The sequence below is a fragment of the Xanthomonas albilineans genome (assembly GCF_009931595.1).
Classification (GTDB): Bacteria; Pseudomonadota; Gammaproteobacteria; order Xanthomonadales; family Xanthomonadaceae; genus Xanthomonas_A; species Xanthomonas_A albilineans.
Window position 1 is genome coordinate 608228 of sequence record NZ_CP046570.1, and the last position, 16795, is coordinate 625022.

A 16795-nucleotide genomic window follows, 5' to 3' on the forward strand; every position below is an offset into this window, starting at 1 on the left:
ACCACGATGCGCGGCAATATCGCACAATTGATGCAACAGGCGCAGAAGATGCAGGAAAACCTGCAGCGCGCCCAGGAAGAACTGGCGAAGCTGGAAGTCACCGGCAGCGCCGGTGGCGGCATGGTCAACGTGACCCTGACCGGGGCCAAGGAGTGCCGCAAGGTACGGATCGATCCGAGCATTCTGTCCGATCAGGAGATGGCTGAGGATCTGATCGCCGCCGCTTTCAACGATGCTTCCAACAAGGTCGATGCCGAGTCCAAACAGCGGATGGGCGCGGCGACTGCCGGGATGCCGATCCCGCCGGGCATGAAGCTGCCGTTCTGAGCATGGTGAACGGCAGACGCGACGATCACCCGCTCGGCGGCATGGGCAATGGCGCCGCCACGACGGCGAGCAAGGCGATCCCCCGGTGTTGACGTTGTCGCAGCGCCAAGGTGTGCACTGTGCGCAAGTCGAGGGCATCGGGTGGCCGATGTCGCCCGAGTACAGCCGGGAATTGAAGGCGCGGATCGATGCCGTGGTGGTCCAGGCGATGTGCCGGTTTCGCGGAATGTTCGACTGTTTTGACGTCGCGCAGTCCTGGAGCGCGCGGGGCGCATGAGTTCGCCGCTGCTCGAACAGTTGATCGAGGCGTTCCGCATCCTGCCGGGGGTCGGTCAGAAAACCGCGCAGCGGATGGCGTATCACGTGCTCGAACGCGAACGCGCCGGTGGGCAGCGTCTGGCCGACACCCTGCATGCGGCGATTGCGCGGGTCGGCCACTGCACGCAATGCCGCGATTTCAGCGAAACCGATATCTGTGCGATCTGCGCCAGCCCTGGTCGTGACCGCCAACAGTTGTGCGTGGTGGAGTCGCCGGCCGACCGCTTGGCGATCGAACAGGCCACCGGCTATCGCGGGCTGTATTTCATTCTGCAGGGACGGCTGTCGCCACTGGACGGCATCGGTCCGCGCGAACTCGGTCTGGATCGACTCGGCGCGCGGCTGGCGCAGGGCGAGGTCGCCGAACTGATCATCGCCACCAATTCCACGGTCGAGGGCGAGGCCACCGCGCATTATCTGGCGCAGTTGGCCCGCCAGCATGGTGTGCGGCCGAGCCGGCTGGCGCAGGGCTTGCCGCTGGGCGGTGAACTGGAATACGTGGACCGCGGCACGTTGTCGCATGCGTTCGGCAGCCGCAACGAAGTGCCGCGCGGCGGCGTGGGCGAGTAGCGCGCTTTGTGCTGCGCAGCTGCGGCACCGCGCCGGATTGGGCTATAACGGCTCCCCCTCTTTACCGTTTCGGGCATGCTCCATGGATACCATCTTCGGCAAGATCATTCGTCGTGAAATTCCGGCCAACATCGTCTACGAAGACGATGTCGTCCTCGGCTTCAAGGACATCGCGCCGCAGGCGCCGGTGCACGTGTTGTTCATTCCCAAGCAGCTGGAGATTCCCACGCTGGACGATCTGCTGCCGGACCAGGCCACCCTGGTCGGAAAACTGGTGCTGGCTGCGGCCAGCTACGCACGCGCACAAGGTCTGGCCGAGGATGGCTATCGTGTGGTGATCAACTGCCGCGAGCATGGCGGACAGACCGTGTTCCACTTGCACTTGCATTTGCTGGCGGGTGCGCCGTTGGGGCGCTTCGGTACGCCCTGAGCGCGGCTGTAGCCGGATGTCGGTGCGCCGCTGGCGTGTCACTGTGGCGGGCAATGCAAAACGCCGCTGGGTCAGCGGCGTTTTGCATTCTTGTTTCAACGTGAAAGAAGGTTCACCACCAGCCCCAGCGCGGACCCCACGGACCCCAAGGTCCCCAGGGGCCATAAGGATAGGCCGGTACCACCTCGACCTGGCGCACGACCGGCCACAGGTAAACCACGTCGGCATCCATTTTCGCCAGGCGATAGTCGTATTCGCCGATGTGGGTGTTCTCATAGCCGGCGACGTGGCCGATAAAGGTCACTTCGCGGCCAGGTTCGAACACGGCGGGGTCGTAGAAGCCGGAGCGGCAGGCGACGAAACGGCCATCGCTGGCGTCGGCCGAGTCGCTGTCCGGTCGGCCGCTGGCGTTGAGTGGACGCGACAGCATCTGGAAGCAGGTCTGGCCCTGGCCGGGCATGGTCTTGATGATCTTGCCGCCCCAGCGCACGGCGGCGCCGACTTGCTGTCCAGTGACCGAATCGCGTGGGGTGACGGAAGCGAACTGGCCTTGCAGCGGTTTGGGGGCGGTCGCGCAGGCGCCCAGGACCAGCGCGGCGAGCATAGGGAACAGCAGGCGGGTCTTCATCGGGATGCTCCGGTTGGCGGACGGTGCCTGCGCAGGTCGCGCAACAATGAAGCGCTGTCCGAATCGGCGCCAGCGTAGCGCGCATCGGCGAAACGCCGGCTGAGCGAAATCAGCCCTGCCTCGCCCACTCTCCGGTGCACGCGTGCGGCCCACGTCAGTGCTGGTTCGTGCATCTGGCGCTCCAGGCCCAGCCGCGCATAGCGGCGACCAAGGCGCCGCCAGGCCCGCAACAACGGGTCGCGCTCGCGTTCGGCACGGGCCAGCCACCAGGCCGTCGCGCCTAACAGTAGCGCCGCGCAACCGGCGAACAGGGCCACTAGTTGTGTTGGCTCCAGCCGGGTGATGCCGATATGGCGCAGCAGCAGCTGCTGGCGATTGGCGTCGAAGGATAGGACCAGATCGTTCCACCCACGGCGGGCCCAGTCGGCGACATCGCGCCACTGCCAGATGGCGCCGTCGCCCTGTGTCGTGCCGTCGCCACCGATGCGCTCTTCCAGGGTGTCGTAGATGCGTTCCGGTGCGACCGCTGCGGTCGGGTCCACGCGCACCCAGCCGCGTTGCGCCAGCCACACCTCGGCCCAGGCGTGCGCGTCCATGCGTCGGACCACCCAGTAGTCGCCGAGCCGGTTGCGGGTGCCGCCGGCATAGCCGGTGACGATGCGGGAGGGAATGCCGGCGCCACGCATCAGCACCACGAAGGCCGAACTGAAGTGTTCGCAGAAGCCGGCTTTCTGCCGGAACAGGAATTCGTCCACACTGTCGCGGCCGGGTAGTGGCGTTTGCAGGGTGTAGGCGAAGTCGTGGCGGATCCATTGCAGTGCGCGGGCGACGATTGCCGCATCGTCGCTGCCGGCTTGTTGTCGCCATTGCCGTGCCAGCGCCAGGGTGCGCGGGTTATAGCCCGGTGGCAGCGCCAGTGCGCGCTGGCGCTGCGCGGGTGCCAGATCGGTTTGTAGCCACTGCGGCGGTGCCGAGCGCAGGTGCCAACGGGTCAGTGCGCTGAGCGGTTGCTCGGTTTGCAGCACGGCGTCTGCCGAGAGCCGGGTGCCGGCGGGCGCCTGTAGCGGCAGTTCCAGAGCGACCAGTTGGCGGCGGTCGGTCGGCTCCACTTCGATCTGGTAGTCCCACGCATTGGGGCCGGATTGCATGGTTGGTGCGGGCGCCGTTGCATTGTCGTCCTGAGTGCGCCAGGTGCGGCCGTCGAAATCCCACAGCACCGGTCCACGCCAGTAACGCTCGGTGGGCGGTGGCACCGGGCCGAAGAACTGTACGCGTAGTGCCGGGGTGTCGTCGGCCATCAGGTCCAGCCATTGTCCTGGTGTCATCGTGTCCGACAGACCGGGCCGGCCCAGTGCGCGTTCCGGAACGCCCCACAGAGGCGCGCCCAGGCGCGGAAACAGCCAGAATGCAGCCAGCGCCAGTGGCAGGCCCAACGCCAGCAGACGGCCGACGCTGCGCAGTTGCCCCCGCAGTGGACGGCGTTCGCTGTACCCTTCCTGGTCGGCCAGACGCTGCATGCACAGCAGGGCGAGGATCACCGCGGCCAGCGCCATTGCCATCGTCGCCGGTCCTTGATCCAGCAGGAAGGCGGCGAAAGGCGCGAACAGCGCGAAGCCGAGCAGGCTGCGCGCGTCGCGTAGCGTGTGCAGTTCCGATGGTTTGATCGCCAACATGGCCGCGAGCAGGGCACATCCGGTGTCGCGACCGAAGCGCAGCCCGGCTTGCCAGTACAGCGTCGTCAGCATCGCCGCGACCAGTGCCAGACGCAGCGCGGCGGGGAGTGGGCGCCAGGCCGAACTGGCGCCCACCACAAGCGCGGCCAGTGCGATCAGCCAGGCCAGTGCAGTGGGCAGTTGTAACAGCAGCGGCAGCAGCGACAGCAGCGCAGTGCTCATTGCCCAGGCCCGGCTGGATGCGCTCAACGCAGGCGTGCGCGACTCAGTCATGCGGCAACAGCGCTAGCGCGCGCAGACACAGGTGTCGGTGCTGCGGGCCACGGTCCGGACCTAGCGCGGGATGCCCGGGCAGCAACAGGCGATAACGGCGGCCATCGCGCTCGGCTTCGTCGACCCAGCGCGCCAGCCGTGCGATGCGGCGCTCGTAAGGCAGTGTTGGCAGCATGCGCCAGTCCAGCACTACGTCCACACCGATTGGGCGTTCGTACTCGCGCACCAGCAAGGTGTCGCGGCGTGCGGAATGCTTCCAGGCGATCGTGCGTGGTGCATCGCCGGTGCGATAGGGACGCAACTGGTGGAGTTCCTCTCCGAGTGCATGCAGCCGGGTTTGCGTGGGTGTGCCGGTACCGGCCGGCAGTGGCGGGCCGTCGGCTTCCGGTTGCGGATAGATCAGCAGTGGAGTCTCGGGCCAGAACCAGGCCCAGGCGCGCAGCAGACCCAGTGGCTGGGTGGTGGAGATCTGGATGCGTTGCAGATCCATCCAGCCGCGGCGTTCGGTGGGGATGTTCAGGTCGGCTTCGTTGTGATCGTCGTCGTGCAGATCGAGGTGGGCCAGCGCTTCGCCGTAGCGCACGCGCAGGCCGCGCCGGCGTCGGCCGTCGTTGGCTATCAGCGCCAGCCGCAGCCGCAGTGGGCTGCCGGCGGCGACGGGTTGCGCCGATAGGGCGTCCAGGCGCAGTCCCGAGAGTTGCAGGTGTGCCACGATGGCGCTGGCAATCGCGGTCGAGGCTAGCAGCATCGCCAGCAGCAGTGCCGGATTGTTGTTGTAGTTCAGCGCGCCGAGCAGCATCGTTGCCAGCAGCAGGGCGATGAAGTTGCCGAACGGCGTCGGCAGGATGTAGATGCGGCGCCGGTCCAGTCGCACTGGCAGGGGTTCCGGATCGCGTGGCGTCGCCAGCCGTGCCAGTCGTTGCCGCCAGTCGCGTTGCCGTGCCGGCATCGGTGTCAGTCCACGGCGACGCTGTGCAGGATTGCTTTGGCCAGCGCCTGTCCGGAAGCCGATTCCTGCTCGGCCACCAGCCGGTGCTCGGCCACCTCCACGAACAGTGCCTGCACGTCGTCGGGCAGGACATGGCTGCGACCGAGCAGCAACGCATGTGCCTTGGCGGCGCGCAGTAGTGCGATGCCGGCGCGTGGCGACAGGCCCACGCGGACTCCCGGATGCTGGCGACTGCGTGCCATCAATGCCTGCACGTAATCAATCAGCGCGTCACTGGCATGAATCTGCTCCACGCTGTGCCGCAGTGTGGCGATGTCGGTATCGCTGAGCAGCGGCTGTGCTTGTGCGATCAGGTCGCGGCGGTCGCTGCCGCTGAGCAGCGCACGCTCGGACTCGGCATTCGGATAACCAAGCGACAGGCGCAGCAAAAAGCGGTCCAATTGCGAGTCGGGCAGCGCAAAGGTGCCCGACAGATCTACCGGATTCTGTGTGGCGATGACGAAGAACGGCGCCGGCAACGGATGGGTGGTGCCATCCAGAGTGACTTGCTGCTCGGCCATTGCCTCCAGCAGCGCGCTCTGGGTGCGCGGTGGTGCGCGGTTGATCTCGTCGGCGAGCAGCACGTGGGTGAACACCGGCCCGGGATGGAACTGGAATTGACGCGATTGCGGGTCGTACACCGAGACCCCGAGCACATCGGCCGGCAACAGGTCGGAGGTGAACTGCACGCGCTGGAAACCCAGGCCCAGGCTCGCCGCCAACGCATGCGCCAGGGTGGTCTTGCCGAGGCCTGGCAGGTCTTCGATCAGCAGGTGTCCACCCGATAGCAGGGCGACAAAGGCCATGCGCACCTGCTGCGGCTTGCCCAGCACCAGCGCATTGACCTGCCGCTGCGCACGCGCGAGTGCTTCGCGCAGCGTATCGGTTAGCATTCCCGGTAAGCGGGGCGGAGTCGGCATCGCATTCTCGCAGCGGTCTCGCAACGGTTTGAGGGAGTTTACGGGCAATGCAAGGCGAACAACGAGCACGCAGCATCTTTCTGGTGCTGTGGATAGGGGTGACGGCTGCCAAATTGCTAGTGGCTGCGCATTTGCCATTATTCGTGGATGAGGCATTTTATTGGCAAGAGGGCCAGCATCTAGCTGCCGCCTATTCGGATCTGCCTGGGCTCACCGCCTGGCTGGTGCGGCTGGGCGTGGCCATCGGCGGCGATCATTTGTTGGCGTTGCGCGCGCCCTTCCTGTTGTTGAGTGCAGGGATGCCGTGGCTGATCGCGCGCATTGCCACGCGCTGGTTCGGCGCGGTGGCGGGTTGGCGCGCCGGCAGTCTGACCTTGTTGATGCCCCTGTCGGGGACGCTGGGTATTCTCGCGTTGCCTGACGTGCCGATGGCGCTGGCGACGATCCTGTGCATCGACGCCAGCGCGCGTTTGCTACGCAAGGTCGAGGCGATGAGTGCGGTGGAATTGGCGCTGGGTCTGAGCATCGGTGCACTGAGTCACTACCGTTTTGTCGGCGTGATCGGAGTCGGTGCGATCGCCTTGCTGCTGATTCCGCAGGGCAGGCGCATGCTGCGCGATCCGCAGGTGTGGGTCGCGCTGGCGCTGGGCATCGTCGCCTGGCTGCCGTTGCTGGCCTGGAATGTGGACAACGGCGAGGCTGGCCTCAAGTTTCAGTTGATCGATCGCCACCCTTGGAGCTTCCAGTCCGCCGGCATCGGGTTCGTGTTGATCCAACTGCTGTTGGTGACGCCATTGCTGGCGGTGGCGATGGCAAAGGTTGCGTTGATCGCCACGCGTGGCGGCGGTAACGGTGGCGCACGGGTGCAGTGGCGTTACTTCGGTCTGCTCGGTGGCGTGTCCACTCTGGGCATCTTCCTGCTCGGTTTCTTTACCGATGTCGAGCGGGTCAGTTTCCACTGGCCGTTGCCAGGCTATCTGGCCTTGTTGATCGCCACGCCGATGATCCTCAACGGCTGGTCCAAGCGGCTGCGCCGCGCGACCTGGCTGCTGACCGGGCTGGGGCTGATTGCCGCATTCGGCTGTTACCTGGCGGTGTCGCTACCGGCAATACGCGAGCATGCTGCAGGCGACAAGTACTACCCGCGCAATTTCGCCGGCTGGCAGCCGCTGGCTGCGGCGGTGCGCCGCGAACTGGCAGCGATGCCGGCGGGCACGCAGGTGTTGGCGGACAATTTCAAGGTCGGTGCCGAACTCGGTTTCCAATTGCACGATCCCGACATTCAGGTGCTGCCGCATCCGCTGAACACCAAACACGGGCGCAGCGCGCAATTGCGGCAATGGGGGTTGCTCAGCGATGGTCGTCGCGACGGGCCGCGCCTGCTGGTGCTTTCGCCGAACGACATGCGATACCGTCTGCTCTTGCAGCGCTACCACGCAATCTGCGACCTGGTCGGTCCACTGCCACCGCCGCAGGTGGTGTCCAACGACCATGGTAGCCAGCGATTCCTGTTGTTTGCGTTGCCAGCTCAGCGCCTGCCCGGCCCGTGCACCACGCCGGCGATGGCCTGGATCGATACGCCGGCTGTCGATGCAGCGGTTGGGCGTCGTGTGGAGGTGTCTGGTTGGGCGTTCAAGGACGGGGTTGGGATCGCGCGCGTGGAGGTGTTGCTCGATGGCAAGGTCGCCGCGCAGGCGCGCTATGGCGAGCGCAATGACGTCGCCGCGTTCTGGAATATCTCCACCGATCCTGGCCATCCGAACATTGGTTTCCGCGCCACGCTCGACGTCAGCGCGCTGACGCCGGGAACGCATTGGCTTGGTCTGCGCCTGTATGGTCGCGACGGTAGCGTCGAGGATTGGCTGGAGCAGTCGATCATTTTGGATGCGAAGAAGTAAAGTCCATTGCATCGTGGAATTGAACGGCGTGAGGCGATTTCTGCGTTCCAGAATCTTAATCTGTCTTATGAAGGCTAGTGAAGCGAGAGTTTAATGCCGATGTATAGCATTGATGCGCAGATGAGTCGTGGTCGCGGCGTATTGTCGACATGTTTATATCGGTTTGGACAGTTGAGGCCGACAAGTGTTTGGTGGTTGTTTGTATTTGGGATTGTCCTCACTGCGTGCCTCGCAATGGCGTGGCGTATCCCGATTCTGCTCTGGGATAACATCGATTTGGTGCCGATCTATCAAGCCTGGGAGAATGGACACTTGGCGAGATCGGATTTCTGGAAAGTTCACGATGGCAGCCATCTGCACACGGCGGCCTATGCGATTTTGCTGCTCACGACTCGTGTATCCGGTGGCCAGACTTGGCTGGATTGTCTTGTCAGTGTGGTATTGCTGGGTTTTTCTGCTGCGGTTCTGCTACGGATGGTGCTGCGCGAATTCGGCGCGTGGCTGCATTCTGGCTGGGGATGCGTGTTCGTGTTCCTGGCACTTTATCCTGGACATTTGATCAACTTGCAGTGGGGCTGGCAGGTCGCTGTATTCGTCAGTTTGCTGGGATGCATCGTGCCAGTCTATGTGTTGACCGATCCCCGGCTTGCTTGGAAGGGTGACTTGCTCGCTGTGGCTGTTGCGGTGGTTGGAGTATTGGGTTTTTCCACGACGTTGGTGGCGTTTTCAGTGGCCTTGGGGTTGATTCTCCTGCATCGCGCATCTCCTGTTGCCAAGCGGCTGCTCATGTGTGTTCCATCTGCGGGGCATCTTGGTCTATGCTCGCGATTCGGATCGGCCGAGCCTTTGCAGAGGTCAGGGGAGCAGATAGCCGGCCTCGCGCAGTAGCCCGGCCAGCGCGATCAAGGGCAGCCCGATCAGCGCGGTCGGATCCTGGGTGTTGATCGCGCGGAACAGGCTGATGCCAAGACCTTCGCACTTGAAACTGCCTGCGCAGTCCAGCGGTTGCTCGGCATCGACGTAACGGGCGATGGCATCGGCGTGCAGGTCGCGGAACTGCACTTCGGTCAAGTCGCAGGCATGTAGCGTCCGTGCGCCGCGTTGCAGGCACACGGCGGTGTGGAAGCACACAGTGCGTCCGGACATGGCCGCCAGTTGCGCTCGTGCCGTGACGGCATCGCCGGGCTTGCCCAGTGGTTGGCCGTCCAGTTCGGCGACCTGGTCGGCGCCGATGACCCAGGCGTCGCTGGCATGGGGGGCGACTGCCGCTGCTTTGGCGGCAGCCAGACGCTGTGCCAACGTGAACGGCGTTTCGCCGGGCAGTGGTGTCTCCTCGACCTGCGGACGCACACAATCGAACGGTAGGCGGAGTCGCAGCAGCAATTCGCGGCGGTAGATGGACGTGGAGGCCAGGATCAGTGGCGGCATCGGCGATGGGGGCGGGATGATGGCGCGGGGCTGGCAGTCTGCGACGGCCGTCGCGGGCGGGCAAGCGCCGGGACGGGGTGGTTTGACAGTGCTAGTGGCAATCCTTAACATTCTGCGGCTTATGTCCGCGAACGTGCCCGAACTGTTGGATGCTTGGCGGATGGTCGCAGCGCGCAGGGTCTTCGAGGACCGTCTGCCGCTATCGGCGATGACCCGTCTGCAAGGCAGTCTGGCCGATACCGAAGGCGAATGCCGCTATACGCTGGAATTCGGCCGCGATGCTGTGATGCAAGTGTCCTACGTCGAATTGAGGATCGAGACCGCATTGCCGCTGATTTGTCAGCGCAGTCTGCAGCGCTTTCTGCTGCCGGTGTCGAGCGTGCAGCGGCTTGGGCTGATTCGCAACGAGGCCGAAGAGGCCGCGTTGCCGCCGGAACACGAGGCGTTGCTGGTGCCGGACGACGGTATGCTGCGGCCCGCCGATCTGGTCGAGGACGAACTGGTGTTGGCGGTGCCGCTGGTGCCGGTGGCGCCCGGGAGCGGGGCGGTCGATCGCGATTGGTCGGCGACCGAGGAAGAGATACGCAAGGTCAGCCCGTTCGCGGCGTTGGCTGCGCTGAAGAAACCGTAGTGGCCGGCCTGCCTGCCGCTACCTGAGGTTGTTGCCGGACGCGCGCGTCCTGCGCGACGTAATGACGACAGATGTAAACGAACCGAGTTTGGAGCAATCCCATGGCTGTGCAGAAATCCCGTGTCACCCCGTCCCGCCGCGGCCAGCGCCGTTCGCACGACGCCCTCAGCGCCAAGCAGTTGTCGACCGACCCGACCAGCGGCGAGATCCACCTGCGCCACCACGTCACCGCCGAGGGGTACTACCGTGGCAAGAAGGTGATCGCCACCAAGACCGCGCAGGTCGAAGAAGATTGATGCGTGTCCGTCCACCGCGTTGCGGCGGACGGGGGCACCTCTCTTCACAGGCCGCGCCACGCCGGGCGGCCCGCGTCACCTGTAACAGGAACCAGCATGAGCAAGCGTATCTATTCCAGGATCGCGGGCACAGGTAGTTATTTGCCTGAAAAAGTATTGACCAACGACGATCTGTCGCACATGGTCGAGACCAGCGACGAATGGATCCGTAGCCGTACCGGCATCCGCGAGCGGCACATCGCGGCCCCCGGGCAGACCGCTGGCGACCTCGGTTACGAGGCCGCGCTGCAGGCGATCGAGGCCGCCGGTATCCAGGCCGCCGAGTTGGACATGATCGTTGTCGGTACCACGACACCCGACTTGATCTTCCCCTCCACAGCTTGCCTGATCCAGGCCCGGCTGGGGGCGGTTGGTTGTCCGGCGCTGGACCTCAATGCCGCCTGCTCCGGCTTCGTCTACGCGCTCGGGGTGGCCGACAAGTTCATCCGCAGCGGCGACGCCAAGACCGTGCTGGTGATCGGTACCGAAATTCTCAGCCGCATCGTTGACTGGACCGAGCGCACCACCTGCGTGTTGTTCGGCGATGGCGCCGGTGCGGTGGTGCTGCGTGCCGACGAGGACACCGGCATTCTCAGCACGCATTTGCATGCCGACGGTAGCAAGAAGGAACTCCTGTTGAACGCCACCGGCATCGGCACGGGGTTGGTCGATGGCACCGGCCATCTGGCTGGTGGTGGCATCCAGATGAAGGGCAGCGAGGTCTTCAAATACGCGGTCAAGGCGCTGGATGCGGTGGTCGATGAGACCCTGCAAGCCAACGGCTTGGACAAGCACGATCTGGACTGGTTGATTCCGCATCAGGCCAACCTGCGCATCATCGAGGCCACCGCAAAACGCCTGGATATGTCGATGGATCAGGTGGTGGTCACGGTGGACGTGCATGGCAACACGTCGTCCGCCTCGGTGCCGATGGCGCTGGACGTGGCAGTGCGCTCAGGTCGCGTCCAGCGCGGCCAGTTGCTGCTGCTGGAAGCCTTTGGCGGCGGTTTCACCTGGGGCTCGGCACTCCTGCGCTACTGAGCGGATTCGCGCGCATTCGGTGCCGATGACGTTGGGCTGCCCGATGGTCGCGCGCGGTATGCACGTGCGGTCGGGAGCGCTGCGGCGCGTCCCCTGGGCATGGGGCTGGCGGCCTCCTTATGTTCCTTCCATGGTGGTGGATGTGTCGCATCAATACGCACGGGTACAGACGCACGGCGGATTTCGCCCGTATCATCGCCGCTCGATTTTTGCAGGGCCATCCGTGTGACCGATTCCACACTCGCCTTTGTCTTTCCCGGCCAAGGTTCGCAATCGTTGGGCATGCTGGCGGATGTCGCCGAACAACATCCGCAAGTACGTGACAGCTTCGTCGAGGCCTCCGACGGTGCCGGCGTAGATCTATGGGCGCTGAGTCAGGACGGCCCGGAAGAGATGCTCAATCGCACCGAATATACGCAACCGGCGCTGCTGGCGGCCAGCGTGGCGCTGTGGCGTCTGTGGTTGGCCGAAGGCGGCGCACGCCCGGCGTTGCTCGCCGGGCATAGCCTGGGCGAATACAGCGCGCTGGTCGCTGCTGACGCACTGTCGCTGCATGATGGCGCGCAGTTGGTGCGGTTGCGCGGGCAACTCATGCAGGATGCCGCTCCTGCCGGGGTAGGTGCGATGGCCGCGGTGATCGGTGCCGAGGATGCACTGATCGAAGCGGTCTGCGCGGAGGCTGCCGACAGTGAGGTGGTGATCCCCGCCAATTACAACGCGCCCGGTCAGGTGGTGATCGGGGGCCATGCCGCTGCGGTCGAGCGTGCGCTGGCGTTGCTGAGCGAGCGTGGCGTGCGCAAGGTGGTGAAGCTGGCGGTTAGCGTCCCCTCGCACACGCCGTTGATGCGTGAGGCGGCTAATCGTCTGGCCGATGCGATGCGTGGAGTCGCCTGGCATGCGCCGCAGTTGCCGGTGGTACAGAACGTCGATGCGCAGGTACACGATGGTGTCGAGGCCATCCGCCTGGCGCTAGTCGAGCAGTTGTACCTGCCCGTGCGTTGGACCAACTGCGTGCAGGCGCTGGCTGCGCGTGGCGCCACCCGGGTGGCCGAGTGCGGTCCAGGTAAAGTGTTGACCGGGCTGATCAAACGCATCGACAAATCGCTCGATGGTCGCGCCCTGTCGGTACCGACCGATTTCGTCGGTGCGCGCGAGGCCTGGGCTGTTTGATATCCGGTTGTCGTGCGTCGGGCGCTCCGCCCACGCCGGCGTTCATTCCCTGGCGCATCGCGCGCCGTCCGCTTTTGAAGGAAAATGTAGATGAGCAAGCCATTGCAGGGAGAAATCGCTCTCGTCACCGGCGCCAGCCGCGGTATCGGCGCAGCCATTGCCGACGAACTGGCCGCGCAGGGTGCCACTGTCATCGGGACCGCGACCTCCGATGCCGGTGCGCAGGCGATCGGCGCGCGGCTTGCCGCCAGCGGTGGTCACGGCCGCCCGCTGGACGTCACCGACGCCGCCGCGGTCGATGCATTGATCGAGGCGATTGCAAAGGAATTCGGACCTGTCTCGATCCTGGTCAACAACGCTGGCATCACCCGCGACACGCTGCTGATGCGGATGCGCGACGAGGACTGGCAGGCGATCATCGATACCAACCTCACCAGTGTGTTCCGCACCTCCAAAGCGGTGCTGCGCGGCATGATGAAGGCGCGCAAGGGACGCATCGTCAACATCGCTTCGGTGGTCGGGGTGACCGGGAATCCGGGACAGGCCAACTATGCCGCGGCCAAGGCCGGCATCATCGCCTTCTCCAAGTCGATGGCCAAGGAAATCGGTTCGCGCGGCATCACCGTCAACGTGGTTGCACCGGGTTTCATCGACACCGATATGACCAAGGCCCTGCCCGAAGCGCAGCGCACCGCGCTGTTGCAGCAGATCGCGCTGGGTCAGCTTGGTCAAACTGCTGACATCGCCCATGCGGTGGCGTTTCTGGTCGGTCCCTGCGCTGGTTACATCACTGGCGAGACCCTGCATGTGAACGGCGGGATGTACATGCCGTGAGCCTGTGACGCAACAGGTGTCGCTAAGTTGCTGATTGGCTGGCGCTTGGGCTGCGCTGCAACGGGCCGTCGGTTTCCACTACACTATCCAACGTAGCCATCGCAGACGCGATGGCGTTTCGAACCACCCCCCCTCCATCTGGAGCGATATCCCAATGAGCACCATCGAAGAACGCGTCAAGAAAATCGTCGTCGAACAACTCGGCGTCAAGGAAGAAGAAGTCACCAACAGCGCATCGTTCGTCGATGACCTCGGTGCGGACTCGCTGGACACCGTCGAGCTGGTGATGGCCCTGGAAGAAGAGTTCGAGTGCGAGATTCCGGACGAAGAGGCCGAGAAGATTACCTCGGTGCAGCAGGCTATCGACTACGTCAAGGTGCACGTCAAGAGCTGATGCTCCGTCCCAGATCGCCATCGACGCCCTTGTTGGTCCGATGCGTGTGACAATTCCATGGGGCCGCGTATGCGGCCCTGTGTTTTTACAGTGTCAAGAGGCCGCATATATAGCGGTGAGGAGATTACGCAATGAGCCGTCGCGTCGTGGTAACCGGCATGGGTCTGGTGTCGCCGTTGGGCAATGATCTGGCCAGCAGCTGGGACGGGATCGTCAATGGGCGTTCGGGCATCGGTCCGATTACCCTTATCGATGCATCTCAGTTCGCCACCCGCATCGTCGGTGAAATCAAGGATTTCGATCCGACCAAGTTCCTGTCTGCCAAAGACGTCAGAAAGATGGATTCGTTCATCCACTACGGCGTCGCCGCCTCGTTCATGGCACTGGACGATGCCGGCCTTGAGATCACCGATGCCAATGCCGAACGCATCGGCGCCATCCTTGGTTCGGGCATCGGCGGCGTGCTCGGCATCGAAGAGCAGACCCTCAAGTTGCAGGAGGGTGGCCCGCGCAAGGTCTCGCCTTTCTATGTGCCCAGTACCATCATCAACATGCTGCCGGGCCAGGTAAGCATTATGAAGGGACTGAAGGGGCCGACCTTCTCGGCGGTTTCCGCCTGCGCCACCTCCAATCATTCCATTGGCACCGCGATGCGCATGATTCAGTACGGCGATGCCGACGTGATGCTGGCTGGCGGTGCCGAGCGGGGATCCTCGCCGACTGCGATCGCCGGCTTTTCCTCGATGCGGGCGATGTCCACCCGCAACGATGATCCCGCTGCGGCCTCGCGGCCATGGGATAAGGACCGCGACGGTTTCGTGATGGGGGATGGCGCCGGCGTGCTGGTGCTGGAAGAGTACGAGCATGCCAAGGCGCGTGGCGCGCGCATCTATGCCGAATTGGCTGGCTTCGGCGCCAGCTCCGATGCTTTCCACATGACCTCGCCGAGCGAAGACGGTGAAGGCGCTGCGCGCAGTATGCGCGCGGCGATGCGCGATGCCGGGCTCAATCCAGACCAGATCGATTATCTCAATGCGCACGGCACCTCTACGCCTGCGGGCGACCTGGCCGAGACCATCGCGATGAAGCGCGCGCTCGGCGATCATGCCTACAAGCTCATGATTAGTTCCACCAAGTCGATGATCGGGCATCTGCTCGGCGCGGCTGGTGGTGCCGAGGCGATCTTCTCGGTGATGGCACTCCACACGGGCATCATCCCGCCGACCATCAACCTGGACGAACCGGGCGAGGGTTGCGATCTGGACTACGTGCCGAACGTGGCGCGCGAGAAGAAGATCGACGTGGCGATGTCCAATGGGTTCGGCTTCGGCGGGACCAACGGGACTTTGGTGTTCAAGCGGATCTGACGACCGGGACGCGGCATTTGGAATGGCCGGTGCATCGTGCCTGGTCGTGCGCACAGGTGCATGCCGCGATGCCGACGCGGATTGGACGTCGCGACCAACTGCATGGGCATCGGCCGATTGATGGCGCCGCGCCGCTTTGCGTTTTCATTCTTCCAGCGGATCTTCGATGCTGCGTACCGTTCCCCTGCCGGCCGAGATTGATCTGCTGGCCTTGCATCGTCTGGCGCCGCAGCGTTATCCGGTGTTGCTGGAGTCGGCGGCATCGGGCACCGCGCAAGGGCGCTGGGATTTGCTGTTGGTCGCCGACGGCCAGGGGCTGCGCCTGGATCGCGATGGTGTCACCCGCGAACTGCAGGGGGCGGCCGTCGAGGGCGATTTCCTGAGTGTGCTGGATGCGCGCTGGCACGCCGCGCGCAGCGCGCGCGACGAGCCGCGCTGGCCGTTCCGTGGTGGTTGGGCGTTGCTGCTGGATTACGAACTGGCCGCGCAGGTCGAGCCGATACTGCCGTTGCCGCAGTCCGCGGCGGCGACGCCCGCGGCGCTGGCCTTGCGTTGCCCCGCCGCCTTGCTGCGCGACCATGTCAGCGGCGATTGCGTGGCGGTGGCCGAGTCCGCGCATGCGGCGCTGTTGGAGACCGTCCTTGCCGATCTAGGTGCCTTGCCCGGTGCGGCCCCGGCGCCTGTCTGGACCGCGCCGCTGGCGATCGAGGAAGACCCGCCGCAACGCTTTATCGAGGGGGTGCGCCGTATTCTCGATTACCTGGGGGCCGGTGACGTATTTCAGGTCAACCTGTCGCGGCGTTGGACGGCGCGCTTCGCTGCTGCGGTGGCGCCGGCGGCGCTGTACGCACAGTTGCGCCGTGCCAACCCGGCGCCGTTTGCTGGCCTGTTCGTCGGTCATGGTCGTGCCGTGGTAAGTTCCTCGCCGGAGCGTTTAGTGTCGGTGCGCGGCGACGTGGTCGAGACTCGGCCGATTGCGGGTACCCGCGCGCGCGCGCCGGGCGATGACGCTGCCGCGCGCATCCGCGAACTGGTCGGCCATCCCAAGGAACGTGCCGAGCACGTGATGCTGATCGATCTGGAACGCAACGACTTGGGCCGGATTTGCGCGCCTGACAGTGTCGAAGTGGACGAACTGATGACGGTGGAGAGCTATGCCCATGTGCATCACATCGTCAGCAACGTGCGCGGCCGCCTGCGCGATGGGGTCAGCCCAGGCGAGGTGATCCGCGCCACGTTTCCAGGCGGCACCATCACCGGCTGTCCCAAGGTGCGTTGCATGCAGATCATCGCCGAACTGGAGCAAACCCCACGCGGCGCCTATACCGGCGCGTTCGGTTGGCTGAACTGCGACGGCGACATGGACCTGAACATCCTCATCCGCACCGCCGAGGTGGAGGCTGCGCAGGTGCAGTTCCGCACCGGTGCCGGCATCGTGTTCGATTCCCAGCCCGAGCGCGAACTCGACGAGACCCTGGCCAAGGCGCGCGGCCTACTGCGCGCGCTGGAACCTTGAGTGTCGCTCCCGGCGATACCGGGTGATGGCGGCCACGCGGTATCCTGCATGTCG

The 16795-nt window shown here is 64.8% G+C and carries 19 protein-coding genes; 14 read left to right on the forward strand and 5 right to left on the reverse strand.

What is annotated here, in order from left to right; all coding sequences use genetic code 11:
* Positions 1 to 6 precede the first annotated feature (6 nt).
* From XaFJ1_RS02760 to XaFJ1_RS02775, 4 genes are all read left to right on the forward strand, one after another.
* The gene (locus XaFJ1_RS02760) at positions 7 to 327 is read left to right on the forward strand and encodes a YbaB/EbfC family nucleoid-associated protein (RefSeq protein WP_012915142.1); all 321 of its coding nucleotides are present in this window, start codon (positions 7 to 9) and stop codon (positions 325 to 327) included.
* Positions 328 to 412: 85 nt separating this feature from the next.
* Entirely contained in the window at positions 413 to 604 is a 192-nt protein-coding gene (locus tag XaFJ1_RS02765; protein ID WP_045756714.1) for a hypothetical protein, read from the forward strand.
* On the forward strand, positions 601 to 1215 hold the full coding sequence (recR, locus tag XaFJ1_RS02770) for a recombination mediator RecR (RefSeq protein ID WP_012915143.1): 615 nt from the start codon (positions 601 to 603) through the stop codon (positions 1213 to 1215). The genes XaFJ1_RS02765 and recR overlap by 4 nt, the downstream gene beginning before the upstream one ends.
* Positions 1216 to 1297: 82 nt before the next feature.
* Positions 1298 to 1645 carry a histidine triad nucleotide-binding protein gene (locus XaFJ1_RS02775; RefSeq protein ID WP_012915144.1) on the forward strand — a complete coding sequence of 116 codons (348 nt, stop codon included), beginning with the start codon at positions 1298 to 1300 and terminating at the stop codon, positions 1643 to 1645.
* A gap of 112 nt (positions 1646 to 1757) precedes the next feature.
* On the opposite strand, the gene XaFJ1_RS02780 is transcribed toward XaFJ1_RS02775, so the two are convergent.
* Genes XaFJ1_RS02780 through XaFJ1_RS02795 form a run of 4 tightly spaced genes read right to left on the reverse strand, consistent with a single transcriptional unit; the run spans position 1758 to position 6127 of the window.
* Positions 1758 to 2273: a Slp family lipoprotein gene (locus tag XaFJ1_RS02780; protein ID WP_012915145.1), complete on the reverse strand. Its 516-nt coding sequence runs from the start codon at positions 2271 to 2273 to the stop codon at positions 1758 to 1760.
* Positions 2270 to 4219, reverse strand: coding sequence for a transglutaminase TgpA family protein (locus tag XaFJ1_RS02785; protein ID WP_012915146.1), 1950 nt, complete (start codon positions 4217 to 4219; stop codon positions 2270 to 2272). Before XaFJ1_RS02785 ends, XaFJ1_RS02780 begins: the two co-directional genes overlap by 4 nt.
* A complete protein-coding gene (locus XaFJ1_RS02790; RefSeq protein ID WP_012915147.1) occupies positions 4212 to 5168 on the reverse strand; it encodes a DUF58 domain-containing protein in 957 nt (318 codons plus the stop codon). The genes XaFJ1_RS02785 and XaFJ1_RS02790 overlap by 8 nt, the downstream gene beginning before the upstream one ends.
* Positions 5169 to 5173: 5 nt before the next feature.
* Positions 5174 to 6127, reverse strand: a complete 954-nt coding sequence (locus tag XaFJ1_RS02795) for an AAA family ATPase (protein WP_045756715.1) — start codon at positions 6125 to 6127, stop codon at positions 5174 to 5176.
* Positions 6128 to 6174: 47 nt separating this feature from the next.
* Here XaFJ1_RS02795 and XaFJ1_RS02800 point away from each other — a divergent pair, with 47 nt between their 5' ends.
* Together XaFJ1_RS02800 and XaFJ1_RS02805 are read left to right on the forward strand one after the other, a co-directional pair.
* Complete coding sequence (locus XaFJ1_RS02800) at positions 6175 to 8025, forward strand: glycosyltransferase family 39 protein (protein WP_012915149.1); 1851 nt, start codon at positions 6175 to 6177, stop codon at positions 8023 to 8025.
* Between the two features lie 234 nt (positions 8026 to 8259).
* Positions 8260 to 8913 carry a hypothetical protein gene (locus tag XaFJ1_RS02805; protein WP_045756716.1) on the forward strand — a complete coding sequence of 218 codons (654 nt, stop codon included), beginning with the start codon at positions 8260 to 8262 and terminating at the stop codon, positions 8911 to 8913.
* On the opposite strand, the gene XaFJ1_RS02810 is transcribed toward XaFJ1_RS02805, so the two are convergent.
* On the reverse strand, positions 8881 to 9453 hold the full coding sequence (locus XaFJ1_RS02810; protein WP_012915150.1) for a Maf family protein: 573 nt from the start codon (positions 9451 to 9453) through the stop codon (positions 8881 to 8883). The genes XaFJ1_RS02805 and XaFJ1_RS02810 overlap by 33 nt on opposite strands.
* 121 nt (positions 9454 to 9574) lie before the next feature.
* On the opposite strand from XaFJ1_RS02810, the gene XaFJ1_RS02815 reads away from it, so the two are divergent.
* From XaFJ1_RS02815 to XaFJ1_RS02850, 8 genes are all read left to right on the forward strand, one after another.
* Positions 9575 to 10084 carry a YceD family protein gene (locus tag XaFJ1_RS02815; protein WP_045756717.1) on the forward strand — a complete coding sequence of 170 codons (510 nt, stop codon included), beginning with the start codon at positions 9575 to 9577 and terminating at the stop codon, positions 10082 to 10084.
* A 101-nt stretch (positions 10085 to 10185) separates the two neighbouring features.
* Positions 10186 to 10380, forward strand: coding sequence for a 50S ribosomal protein L32 (rpmF, locus tag XaFJ1_RS02820; RefSeq protein ID WP_012915152.1), 195 nt, complete (start codon positions 10186 to 10188; stop codon positions 10378 to 10380).
* 96 nt (positions 10381 to 10476) lie between these two features.
* Entirely contained in the window at positions 10477 to 11460 is a 984-nt protein-coding gene (locus tag XaFJ1_RS02825) for a beta-ketoacyl-ACP synthase III (RefSeq protein ID WP_012915153.1), read from the forward strand.
* 225 nt (positions 11461 to 11685) lie between these two features.
* Positions 11686 to 12630: an ACP S-malonyltransferase gene (fabD, locus tag XaFJ1_RS02830; protein WP_012915154.1), complete on the forward strand. Its 945-nt coding sequence runs from the start codon at positions 11686 to 11688 to the stop codon at positions 12628 to 12630.
* A gap of 90 nt (positions 12631 to 12720) precedes the next feature.
* Entirely contained in the window at positions 12721 to 13464 is a 744-nt protein-coding gene (fabG, locus tag XaFJ1_RS02835) for a 3-oxoacyl-ACP reductase FabG (protein ID WP_012915155.1), read from the forward strand.
* Positions 13465 to 13618: 154 nt separating this feature from the next.
* Positions 13619 to 13858, forward strand: a complete 240-nt coding sequence (acpP, locus tag XaFJ1_RS02840; RefSeq protein ID WP_012915156.1) for an acyl carrier protein — start codon at positions 13619 to 13621, stop codon at positions 13856 to 13858.
* Positions 13859 to 13989: 131 nt separating this feature from the next.
* A complete protein-coding gene (gene fabF / locus XaFJ1_RS02845; RefSeq protein ID WP_012915157.1) occupies positions 13990 to 15225 on the forward strand; it encodes a beta-ketoacyl-ACP synthase II in 1236 nt (411 codons plus the stop codon).
* Positions 15226 to 15391: 166 nt separating this feature from the next.
* The gene (locus tag XaFJ1_RS02850; RefSeq protein WP_012915158.1) at positions 15392 to 16741 is read left to right on the forward strand and encodes an aminodeoxychorismate synthase component I; all 1350 of its coding nucleotides are present in this window, start codon (positions 15392 to 15394) and stop codon (positions 16739 to 16741) included.
* Positions 16742 to 16795 lie beyond the last annotated feature (54 nt).